At 64.1% G+C, this 9,252-nt stretch carries 15 protein-coding genes; 6 read left to right on the top strand and 9 right to left on the bottom strand.

Annotation, left to right across the window (positions count from 1 at the left end; genetic code table 11):
* The first annotated feature begins 343 nt into the window (after window positions 1-343).
* A complete protein-coding gene (locus NKJ77_RS25240; RefSeq protein ID WP_023684826.1) occupies window positions 344-595 on the top strand; it encodes a hypothetical protein in 252 nt (83 codons plus the stop codon).
* Between the two features lie 143 nt (window positions 596-738).
* Here the strand turns inward: NKJ77_RS25240 and NKJ77_RS25245 are convergent, their stop codons facing one another.
* The 4 genes from NKJ77_RS25245 to NKJ77_RS25260 all read right to left on the bottom strand — a co-directional run bounded on the left by NKJ77_RS25245 (window position 739) and on the right by NKJ77_RS25260 (window position 2,358).
* Window positions 739-978, bottom strand: coding sequence for a DUF2934 domain-containing protein (locus NKJ77_RS25245; protein WP_023747857.1), 240 nt, complete (start codon window positions 976-978; stop codon window positions 739-741).
* Window positions 979-1,070: 92 nt separating this feature from the next.
* Window positions 1,071-1,286, bottom strand: a complete 216-nt coding sequence (locus NKJ77_RS25250; protein ID WP_023670360.1) for a hypothetical protein — start codon at window positions 1,284-1,286, stop codon at window positions 1,071-1,073.
* Window positions 1,287-1,384: 98 nt separating this feature from the next.
* The gene (locus NKJ77_RS25255; RefSeq protein WP_023670359.1) at window positions 1,385-1,714 is read right to left on the bottom strand and encodes a DUF1236 domain-containing protein; all 330 of its coding nucleotides are present in this window, start codon (window positions 1,712-1,714) and stop codon (window positions 1,385-1,387) included.
* Between the two features lie 341 nt (window positions 1,715-2,055).
* A complete protein-coding gene (locus NKJ77_RS25260; RefSeq protein WP_352535909.1) occupies window positions 2,056-2,358 on the bottom strand; it encodes a hypothetical protein in 303 nt (100 codons plus the stop codon).
* 161 nt (window positions 2,359-2,519) lie between these two features.
* Here NKJ77_RS25260 and NKJ77_RS25265 point away from each other — a divergent pair, with 161 nt between their 5' ends.
* Window positions 2,520-2,846 carry a hypothetical protein gene (locus NKJ77_RS25265; RefSeq protein WP_023689014.1) on the top strand — a complete coding sequence of 109 codons (327 nt, stop codon included), beginning with the start codon at window positions 2,520-2,522 and terminating at the stop codon, window positions 2,844-2,846.
* A 415-nt stretch (window positions 2,847-3,261) separates the two neighbouring features.
* Here NKJ77_RS25265 and NKJ77_RS25275 read toward each other — a convergent pair whose 3' ends face one another.
* The 3 genes from NKJ77_RS25275 to NKJ77_RS25285 form a co-directional block, all read right to left on the bottom strand.
* Window positions 3,262-3,483 carry a hypothetical protein gene (locus NKJ77_RS25275; protein ID WP_023693867.1) on the bottom strand — a complete coding sequence of 74 codons (222 nt, stop codon included), beginning with the start codon at window positions 3,481-3,483 and terminating at the stop codon, window positions 3,262-3,264.
* 264 nt (window positions 3,484-3,747) lie between these two features.
* Complete coding sequence (locus NKJ77_RS25280) at window positions 3,748-4,155, bottom strand: heme-copper oxidase family protein (RefSeq protein WP_023695509.1); 408 nt, start codon at window positions 4,153-4,155, stop codon at window positions 3,748-3,750.
* 153 nt (window positions 4,156-4,308) lie between these two features.
* The gene (locus NKJ77_RS25285) at window positions 4,309-4,545 is read right to left on the bottom strand and encodes a hypothetical protein (RefSeq protein ID WP_023670353.1); all 237 of its coding nucleotides are present in this window, start codon (window positions 4,543-4,545) and stop codon (window positions 4,309-4,311) included.
* 232 nt (window positions 4,546-4,777) lie between these two features.
* Here NKJ77_RS25285 and dinB point away from each other — a divergent pair, with 232 nt between their 5' ends.
* The 4 genes from dinB (at window position 4,778) to NKJ77_RS25305 (ending at window position 6,726) form a co-directional block, all read left to right on the top strand.
* Entirely contained in the window at window positions 4,778-6,019 is a 1,242-nt protein-coding gene (dinB, locus tag NKJ77_RS25290; protein WP_023749883.1) for a DNA polymerase IV, read from the top strand.
* 285 nt (window positions 6,020-6,304) lie between these two features.
* Window positions 6,305-6,403 carry a hypothetical protein gene (locus NKJ77_RS25295; protein WP_023670351.1) on the top strand — a complete coding sequence of 33 codons (99 nt, stop codon included), beginning with the start codon at window positions 6,305-6,307 and terminating at the stop codon, window positions 6,401-6,403.
* A gap of 58 nt (window positions 6,404-6,461) precedes the next feature.
* The gene (locus tag NKJ77_RS25300; protein ID WP_023684816.1) at window positions 6,462-6,560 is read left to right on the top strand and encodes a hypothetical protein; all 99 of its coding nucleotides are present in this window, start codon (window positions 6,462-6,464) and stop codon (window positions 6,558-6,560) included.
* A 73-nt stretch (window positions 6,561-6,633) separates the two neighbouring features.
* Window positions 6,634-6,726 (top strand): hypothetical protein, encoded by a 93-nt coding sequence (locus NKJ77_RS25305; protein WP_023689018.1) that lies wholly within the window; start codon window positions 6,634-6,636, stop codon window positions 6,724-6,726.
* A 90-nt stretch (window positions 6,727-6,816) separates the two neighbouring features.
* Here NKJ77_RS25305 and NKJ77_RS25310 read toward each other — a convergent pair whose 3' ends face one another.
* Window positions 6,817-7,992, bottom strand: a complete 1,176-nt coding sequence (locus NKJ77_RS25310) for a hypothetical protein (protein WP_023693873.1) — start codon at window positions 7,990-7,992, stop codon at window positions 6,817-6,819.
* 144 nt (window positions 7,993-8,136) lie between these two features.
* Window positions 8,137-9,018 carry an EamA family transporter gene (locus NKJ77_RS25315; RefSeq protein ID WP_023693874.1) on the bottom strand — a complete coding sequence of 294 codons (882 nt, stop codon included), beginning with the start codon at window positions 9,016-9,018 and terminating at the stop codon, window positions 8,137-8,139.
* Between the last annotated feature and the right edge of the window lie 234 nt (window positions 9,019-9,252).

The following is a 9,252-nucleotide window of genomic DNA, read 5'->3' on the forward strand; positions in this document are numbered from 1 at the left end:
TTCGCGGCATTGGGGAAGCCGTTTGTTGAGGCACTGCGGGAAAGTGTTTTGGGCCAGACGTGCCGGGCGCCCGGGCGTTAACAGACGACTCGTCAGTTCGTTGCGTTATCGTCCCAACCGTACGAAATTGGCTTGACGCTCATTCGTACATAAAGTACGATATCTCTTTTCGCAGAGAGGAATGTCCTTGAACACAGCGAACCATGTTGCCTTCGCCGATCTCTCTCGGCCTTTGCTGTCACCCCCGTCGTTGCCGCCGCCTTTGTTGCCGCCGCCTTTATTGCCGCCCCCTTTGTTGCCCTTGTCATTCGATCAGTGCGAACGCCTCGCCGGGGCCTGGCGAATGGCCAGCCAGGACATCGCCGACGACATCCGCTTCATCCGCCAATATCTGAAAGTCGTTGCCGAGAAGGACGAGAGGCTGTCGACCGGCACCCTTGTTCACAGCCGCGCCTATGTCGAGGCCTGCGCCGGCTGGCTGCCACAGACCGTGACGCGCTATCTGCGCCACCTGCGCCAGATCACCGAATGCGAACTGGCCATGACAGCTGCCGGCATTCGCTTTGCGCTGTCGAGTTATGCCTGGGAGGCATGAGGGCGCCTGTCGCCAAACACAAGGAATTGCGCTGCCCGTCGCAGGCGCAATTCGTCAGGTTGAGAGGCTCGGGCGCGCCTGAACGGCGGGCGCCAAGGATGGCCCGGCCAGCGAATTCCGGCCTTGCTTTATTTCGACTGGCCTTATTTCGATTTGGCTCTGCCGGAATTTGCGGCGGCAGGCTTCGCTGCCTTTGGCTTGGCGGCTGCCTTGGCGGGCTTGGCGTCAGCTTTCTTCGCCGCCTTTTTTGGCTTGGCGACCGCGCCATCGACTTCAGCCGTGGCCTGCTCCCAGTGTTCCTGATGCGCGCCTTCAGGCCGGCCGGCCTTTTCCCAAATCTCGTGCGCGCGCTGGCGAATGCGGTCCTGTTTGTCGTCCGTCACTTAAGCCTCCGTGGTTGGGTCCGGTCGGTTGGTCCAGATTCCACGAAAACATTAGCCGAAAATTCGACCGGCGTCTTGAGTGACGAGACATCTCAGCGCGGGTCGGAAATCACCGCAACGCCGAGCAGCGCCGCTTTCTTGACGATCAGCCCCGCGAGGTCGGCATCCGAACGATCGGTGCCGGTGCGCTCCCGCAGGAGCGCGATCGCTTCCTTCATAGATAACAGCGCCGTGTTGCGCTCGGCCAGCAACTTGTCGCAACACGCCGCAACATTGGCGGAGTTCGGGGTCTCGACATGCGGCAACATGGCAATTCTCCTTTCATCATCTTCGTCATTCGGCCCTGCCGCCCTTTTGGGAAGAACGACAGGGCCGTATCACCGATGAATGGTTAGGTTGTCGAGCGTTACTCGACCACCTCGACAATCCTGCGCGTGCTGGGGTCGACCAACACGGTATGGTTGTCGACGACGGCGTATCTGTACTGAACGTCGGGAACCTCCTGCAGCTCGACAGTGTCAGGCAAGGCAGTGCCGACATTCAATTCGACGCCGAGCAGATTGACCGAGGCAAGCGGATGTTTCTTTACGTACTGGTGCACGACCGTGCGCTGTTCCGGGGTGATGATCACCTGCTGCTGTGCCGGCTGCGTGACGATCACCTCGTCGGCGGCGGCAATGCCGATACCAGCGATCATGGCGAGCCCGGCGACGGCGGGAATAAGGATGGTTTTCATCTTCGTCTCCTGTCGTTGTTGGCGAGCTCCGCCGTGTTCCCGCATGAGGCGAAAACAGCGCAGATCGAGGTGGCGGGCTCCTGGAGGCAAACGCAGCCGGTACGGTCTTGTTCCGCAAGCGGAGACTAAATTGATCGGCTTCCCGGTCATGCCAGCAGAACCCGCACCCGCAAGATTCGCATTGAAGCACAATCCCTCAGGAGACCTTCGACATGGATGATGCACGGCTCCAATTCCGGTGGCGATTGCGGCCGGCGCCGGCATTGATCCGGTGACCGCGTCGCCCGGCCAAGATCGGAACCGACCGCCTTCGTGCCACGCCGTGAAGTTTCAAGCAAAGGTCATTGCTTCGGCGGCTGCGCAGGCACCTCGCCAGGCTTGATCACCGGCGTCTTGCCCTGATCCGGCGGCGGCTGCGTCATACCCTGGTCACCACTGGGCGGCGGCTGCAGCACGCCGCCGCAGGGACCGAGCGTGCTGGTCGATTCGCCGCCGCCATTGGCGACCGGCGGCTTCCGAGCATCGTCCTGAGGCTGCGCCTGGCAAGGCGCGGCAGGGCCGTGCTGGTCGCTATTGTCCTGCGCGGCCGCCGGGTCGACCAGCGCCAAGAGCAGCACGCATGGGATGAGGGGGAAAGTCTTCATGGTCCAGCTCCTCTGGATTCATCTCCTTGGCAAAGCAGACTAGTCCTTGGCAAAGCAGACTGGCGGCAATTGGTTCCACTGAAGCTGGAGTGGTTGCTGGAACCTGGCAGCCGGAAGTGAGTTCCACCTTCTCGACGCTAAGCCGCCCAGAGGAGGCAATCATGGAACGAAACAGAAAACCCAATGACGAGGTCGAGGCGCCACCGAGCAAAAACGATGCCCGCGACAGGATCGCCAATGATGAAGTGGAAGCGCCGACGCCGGGTCGGCAGGATTGGGATGCGCTGCGTGGCGCAACGGTCCTGCCCGACGGAGCAGATGAGGAAAGCCTGCCGGACACCACCGGTGTCGAGAAGGAAGGCGAACTGCCCGAGGAGGATGACGACAACCCCTACCAGGACAGTGACGATGCCTTGCCCGACGACGCCGAGGAAGCCGCCATTGGTCACGACCTGGCGAGGCGCGGCGGCCCGTTCGACGACGTGTAAGGCAGCGACCGCGGACTTTCGAGAGGTTTCCCGGGACGTCCACGCCGTCACCAGTTGGACCAAGTATGAGCTGAAGGCGATGCCGGAGCATCGCGATATTTCGAAGGATCCGGCTGGCCGGATCCTTCGTTTAAGGCGCCTTGGCGGTTTGGCTTAGCCCTTGTGGTCAAGGGCTGGACGGCGACAATCTCGGCACCTTCGACAGCCGAGAAGCAGCCGAGAAGCAGCCGAGAAGCACGAACGCGAAGCACGAACGCGAAGCCCAATATTTCAAGCGCCGTCGAGGCCGCTCGCCTGAAATCTTCAAAGTGCGCAAGAAATCCCCGCCGCGGGCGGTGCAGACACGCTCCGGCATCGCGGCGCTGCGAACCGGGCCATCGACCGCCGGCACTTGAGTGCCGACGGGCTCTGACCTTCAATTCGACCCGGGATCGCCGAGCGCCTCGGTGACGAAGGACGCCGCGATCAGGTCGTCGGCGTCGAGGCGTAGGGAGCCTTCGACACCTCCCATGATGGCTGCGACCTTCTGGAAGGTCTGCATCTCGTGTTCAGTAACGCTGGCGTCTCGCATCCTGGCTTTCAGATCGGCGATGCGTCGGCCCAGTGAGGCCGACGTTCCGATTTCTCTTTTCGACATGGTGGCCTGCTCCTCCCCCAACCCATGCTGTGGACGTACTCAAGTCTGCCTATATAAGGCAGCGCGAATACAGTCGCCGCAACGCGCGATATCTGGGAAGGTTCCGACGCCAAATAGTCACGAAATAATACGTGGTGGGACTCGGGTATGTTAAGCGCCGACGCGGCGATAGACACCGCAGCCAGCGGCTGCGGCCATCGGCCTGGCCAACCCGTGTCGCGGGTCGCGAATGCGGGTCGGACTTTGATCGCCGCGCGCGAACAGTCAGCGAGAGGCCGGAACCACGCCGGACACCGAGCGCGCCGTTTCGGGCGAAAACACCACGAAAGCAAAAACCAGAACGGCAGCGGCGATAATGAGCGAGCCGCCGGCGACGATCGGTTCAAGCGCCGGGTTTCCCTGCAGCATCACGTACAGCGCCGGCAGCATGATCACCAAGCCGAGAGTGTAGAGCCCGTAGTGGATCATGGCGACGCGACGCGCCGCCTTTTGCGGATTGAGCGCGTAGTAGCCGCCGAAGATGGCGCTCGTCACCCAACCGAGCAGATTGATATGCGCGTGCGCCGGAAAAGCGGCGTGGTCGCCCGAGATCGCCATCTGCAGGCCGGCCGCAATCCCCAACATCAGGAACAAGATGGCAGTTTTGAAAAAGAGTTCCGAAATCCTCGGCATGTCATTTCTCCCCCTATGCGGTCTGCGACCGCTTGCGTCCTGGAGAATACACCCACGCGCAGAAATTTTCCACGCCGCGCTTATGGGCCATGCCTGCACAGCTTTTTGCACGCTGTTCGACTTTTCTGGCTGCCACAACCCGGCGCCGCCCCGCTACGGCGTCAGCAAGATGTCGGCGCCCGCTCGCTCGTCGAACACCACCGCGCAGCCGCGCCCCAGCGCCACTGCCGACAGCGCGTTGGCCACCGTCTCGTCCGGCGATACGAAATCACCGGTCAGCACTCGCAACTCCTCCACCGCCCTGGCCATTGACACGCAGTGCCCGGCAACGCGATCGCTCGTGCAGGCGTCAATGACGCTGACGAGGTCGATCATCTCGAACTGGCCCATACCGGCCTCCACAAAAACAGCGTCCCGTCGCGGATATGAACGCTGAGGCGAGAGACAATGTTCCGCAGGTCCGATGCCCAGGCGGAGCACTCGACAGCCCGACCTGGAACGGCCGACCGGCGACAACCGCTTCGCTTGACAATAGGCCCTGTTTGTTCTCTATTTGTTCGGCAAAAACGCCTCTCACAACAGACGCGGCTAATGCTGCAACGCCGCAAAGGGAACGGTCGGGATGGAGCCCACCATCCTGCATGCGGATCTCGACGCCTTCTACGCCTCGGTCGAGCAGTTGCTCGACCCGGCGCTCAGGGGCAAGCCGATCGCCGTCGGCGGCGGCGTCGTGCTTGCCGCCTCCTACGAAGCCAGGGTTTTCGGCGTGCGCGGCGGCATGCCCGGACGAAGTGCGCGCGAGCTTTGCCCCGGACTGATTTTCGTCGGCGGCCATTTCGCCGACTATCAGCGGCTGGGCGACGCCGCCATCAAGGTGCTCGACGATTTCACGCCGCTGGTCGAGCGGATTTCCATCGATGAAGCCTTTGCCGACGTCGCCGGCTGCACGCATCTGTTCGGGCCGCCGGCCGAGATCGCCGCCACGGTGCGTCGGCGCGTCCGGGCAGAGCTCGGCCTGCCGATCTCGATCGGCGTGGCGCGCACCAAGCATCTGGCCAAGATCGCCTCGCAGGTGGCCAAGCCCGACGGGCTGGTGGTGGTCGATCCGGACACCGAACTTGCCTTCCTGCATGATCTGCCGGTCGGGCTGATGTGGGGCGTCGGCCCGGCGACCAGAGCGCGGCTGGCCGAGATCGGCATCGAGACCATCGGCCAGTTGGCAAAAACGCATAGCGGGGCGCTGCGAAGGTTGCTCGGGCCCGCCGCCGGCGAAAAGCTGGCGTCGCTGGCATGGAACCGCGACCCGCGAAAGCTCGAAACCCACAGGCCGTCGCATTCCGCCGGCGCGCAGTCGGCGCTTGGCAGACGGCCGGCCGAGGCGCGTATCTTCGGACCCGTCCTGCTGCATCTGGCAGACCGGGTCGCCAGCCGGCTCAGGGCGAAATCACGGCCCGGGCGCACGGTGACGGTGCGCGTGCGTTTCGCCGATCTGCACGCTGTCACACGCTCGCTGACGCTCGATCAGCCGATTTCGGCAACCGCGATGCTGGCCGAAATCGCCGGGGAGCTGGTGCGCGGCGTGCTGGCCGCCAACCCTCGGGAGAAGACCATCTCGCTGCTGGCGATCTCGGTGTCGCAGCTGGAAGAAAGTGCCGAGCTGCAGTTGGAGCTGCCGCTCGGGCTTGCCGATGAAAAGCAGCGGCCCGGCAGCAGGCAAGGCCTGGCGCGCTTTGGCGCCGACCGCGCCATCGACAAGATCCGCCAGCGCTTTGGCAGAGAGGCTGTCGGCTATGGCGCCGTGGCGCTGGAAGCCCGGCGCTCGGTTCCCGATGCCTTCCGCGAACTGGCGGAGAAGGAACTGTGAGTGCGGCGCGACGGCAAGGCCAATGTTTAGGCTGGGCCAGTCCGCGCTGCATTGCCGCTCTGTTTGAGCAGGCCGACCAACCAGGCCATACCCGCCGCAGTTTCGGACATTTTTCGCACCGCAACCCGGCCACGCCATGCACGCCCAAGAACAACGCTTTGTCGATGAAGGTGGACTTGCAGTTAGTGCATCGGGACCAAGAAAACCCGGGGCGGGACGACGGCGCCGCGAAGGTTGACAGTGCCGATCCGTCTGGCATTATCGCGTAAGCTTGGAGGATTCACTATGAAGAAAACCTATTCGAAGCCTGTTCTGGTCAAAAAAGGCAAGCTTTCGCAGGTTACGGCGCTCGCCAATGGAGCGGGTTCCGGCCCGATCGAGTGAAGTCGTTGAGTCGGCTGTCGCCTGATCTGGCGGCCTCGCCTGACACTGGAGATGCGGCATGAAGAAGACCTATTCGAAGCCGGTGCTGGTCAAGAAGGGCAAGCTCTCGCAGGTTACAGCCGACAATGGTAACGGCTCCGGGCCGGTCGCCGTCTAGCAGCCGATTATCCGACGCCTCGTGCCGTCTGGCCGGGAACAGGGCTTTGGGTGCCCGACGTGGAGAGTGGAAAATGAGGAAGACCTATTCCAAGCCAGTGCTGGTAAAAAAGGGCAAGCTCTCGCAGATCACCGCGAACGGCGCTTCTGCTCCTATTCCGGGCTAAACTCGTTCCCCGGTAGATCGAGATCCTCCTGGCAGAGTCGGGCGGCTTGATCGTTTCCGGAGCATGATCTCCCGCAGGCGGCGGGACCGTTCAGCGCACAACCACCAGATCGTCGAGCACTAGCTGCCAATAGTGGCTCGTGGAGAGGCGTACGCGCGTCACCGCCGCCAGCATCGGCGCATAGTGGACGGGCGCCAGTGCCGACAGGACGATCGTGTCGCTGGCGATCAGCCGGTCGCCAAGCCAGCTCTCGACCAGTGCGGTTTCGCCTTCGGACTTCAACCATGCCGCCGTCAGCATCACGGAATGGAACCCGAACGGTTTGTCGCTCGAGAATTCGGCCGGGTGTCCGCTGCTCGTATAGCAGACATGGTCTCCCGAGATATTGCCGTTGACGTAGCCTTCGCTGCCTTCGGTATGATCGCGCGCCAGTGCGTTCAGGTTGAACCAGGTCAACCCGGCATAACCGGACGGCACCTTGCGTAGGCCGCGCGTGGTGACATCGTCGAAACCGATGGCCTGCAAGGACGCGGCGCTGTCGACAGCCGCGTTCTCGGGCGACAGCAGGCCGAGCTCGGTCGGGTAGGCGGACAAGGCCAGTCGTCGTTCCATGCCATCGCCGGTGACTTCGATCGCGTCGGCGTCATCGGGCAGATCGAGACGGAAGCCAGCCCCAGCACTTAGCGGATGCACCGCCACCTCTTGCCCTTTCGCCATCACCGAGATGCTCGCCGAAGCACCGTCCGCTACGCGGCCGCTGAGCCGGCGTATCGCAAACAGGCCGACCGGCTGCAGCATTGCTTCCGAGGCCAGCCCGGTGGGCGAGCCCGGCAGCGGCCGGAGGTGCTGCGACTGGACCTCGTTGGCGCTGCTGGAGCGCCAGCCGGGCGGAACCGACACGGTGAAGCGGTAGCTGCCCGGCACATGGATGGGCGCGGCTCGACGTTTCGCCGACGCCAGGAAATTGGCAAAGCCGCCGCGGTTGCTCCGCGCCGCGGCGACGAAGCGGCCGTCGCCATCATGCAGTCTGACCATGATGCCGGCCATCGGGCGGTCGCCGAGCCCGTAGCGGCCGTCGCGATCGGCATCGAAATAGACAAAGGACGAATGATTGAGCTTGCCGTGGTTGCCCGACCAGTCCCGGCGCACGGCGTAGTCGTTGGCCGGATCTTCACGAAGCCGGGCTCTGAGACGAGACCGCGCCAGCCGCCAGGCGAGAGCCGCAACGACAGCGGCGAACCCGACAAGGAGTATTGCCTTGATCACGGACGGCTCAAGCAATGCTGTCGGCCCTGCTCATCTGGATCTCCTGCACATACATCGATCCATATATCGATGCTGCAGGCGCTTGAGCAACCGGACACGGGACCGGCGGACATGGCGTCGGCCTCATATACCCATCTCGGGCAACTATTCCGGCGACGGCACCGGCGGCTTGGTGGTCAGCGCGGCGCCGAAGGCGGCGACGACCACGGCGGCGACGCCCGCGCACTGCAGCGGGCTCAGGGTCTCGTGCAGGAACAGGAAGCCGGCCAGCGCGCCCAGCGCCGGCTCCAGACAAGTCAGCGTGCCGTAGAGCCTGGCCGGCATCCGGGTCAGCGCCACCATCTCCAGCCAGAACGGCAAGGCGCTGGAGAACAGCCCGACCAGCAGCGCGCTGACCAGGATCGCGGGTGCGATCAGGCCGGTACCCGCCTCGGCTAGGCCGAACGGCAGGGCGAGAGCAGCGGCAATGACCAGCCCGTAAGCCGTGGTCTGGCTGCCAAGCTCGGCGCCCGCCTTTTGCGCAAAGACGATGTAGAGCGCCCAGCAGCCGCCGGCGGCCAGCGCCAGCATCACGCCGATCGGGTCGAGTGCACTGCCGGAGTGGATGAAGGGCGACAACAGCAATATGCCGGCAACGGCCAGCACCACCCAGACGAAGTCGGTGGCGCGCCGCGACGACAGCGTCGCCACGAGCAGCGGGCCGCAGAATTCGAGCGCCACCGCGACGCCGAGCGGAATTCTGGCGAGCGCTGCATAAAACAGCAGGTTCAGCGCCGCGAGGTTGACGCCGTAGGCGATGAGCCAGGGCAGCACGGCGCGCGACGGCCGCACCCGCCACGGCCTCAGCACCGCCGCCAGCATCAGCGCCCCCACGACCAGCCGCAGCGCCGTGGTGCCATTGGCGCCGATCAGTGGAAACAGGCCCTTGGCGAAGGTGGCGCCGATCTGGATCGACACCATGGCGCCAAGCAACGCGCCGATCGGCAAGCCCTTCGCTTCAGCTGCGGCAATCTGCGTCGACGTCAATTCCAGTCCCTCCGCGCGGTGCGCCGCAGCGTTGGCCCGAGATATGGATAATAGGCCTGGCTGTCGTGTGGCACGGGCAGACTGTTGATGGGGCAAGACGTGGAAGGCGAACGCCGACGCATTTCCTCTCCCCCGTCGATCGGGGGAGAGGTGTCGAGCGAAGCTCGACGGAGTGGGGGGGGGCCGTCCATCACAAACGCCCGAATGGCTGGATTCCGGAGGCGGCGCCCGGGG

The sequence above is a fragment of the Mesorhizobium sp. M0052 genome, from assembly GCF_040323255.1.
Lineage (GTDB): Bacteria > Pseudomonadota > Alphaproteobacteria > Rhizobiales > Rhizobiaceae > Mesorhizobium.

Coding starts and splice junctions, on each gene's coding strand:
- NKJ77_RS25240 (WP_023684826.1), top strand. CDS start 344: ATGGCCAGCCAGGACATCGCCGACGACATCCGCTTCATCCGCCAATAT.
- NKJ77_RS25250 (WP_023670360.1), bottom strand. CDS start 1,286: ATGTTGCCGCATGTCGAGACCCCGAACTCCGCCAATGTTGCGGCGTGT.
- NKJ77_RS25255 (WP_023670359.1), bottom strand. CDS start 1,714: ATGAAAACCATCCTTATTCCCGCCGTCGCCGGGCTCGCCATGATCGCT.
- NKJ77_RS25260 (WP_352535909.1), bottom strand. CDS start 2,358: ATGAAGACTTTCCCCCTCATCCCATGCGTGCTGCTCTTGGCGCTGGTC.
- NKJ77_RS25265 (WP_023689014.1), top strand. CDS start 2,520: ATGGAACGAAACAGAAAACCCAATGACGAGGTCGAGGCGCCACCGAGC.
- NKJ77_RS25275 (WP_023693867.1), bottom strand. CDS start 3,483: ATGTCGAAAAGAGAAATCGGAACGTCGGCCTCACTGGGCCGACGCATC.
- NKJ77_RS25280 (WP_023695509.1), bottom strand. CDS start 4,155: ATGCCGAGGATTTCGGAACTCTTTTTCAAAACTGCCATCTTGTTCCTG.
- NKJ77_RS25285 (WP_023670353.1), bottom strand. CDS start 4,545: ATGGGCCAGTTCGAGATGATCGACCTCGTCAGCGTCATTGACGCCTGC.
- dinB (WP_023749883.1), top strand. CDS start 4,778: ATGGAGCCCACCATCCTGCATGCGGATCTCGACGCCTTCTACGCCTCG.
- NKJ77_RS25295 (WP_023670351.1), top strand. CDS start 6,305: ATGAAGAAAACCTATTCGAAGCCTGTTCTGGTCAAAAAAGGCAAGCTT.
- NKJ77_RS25300 (WP_023684816.1), top strand. CDS start 6,462: ATGAAGAAGACCTATTCGAAGCCGGTGCTGGTCAAGAAGGGCAAGCTC.
- NKJ77_RS25305 (WP_023689018.1), top strand. CDS start 6,634: ATGAGGAAGACCTATTCCAAGCCAGTGCTGGTAAAAAAGGGCAAGCTC.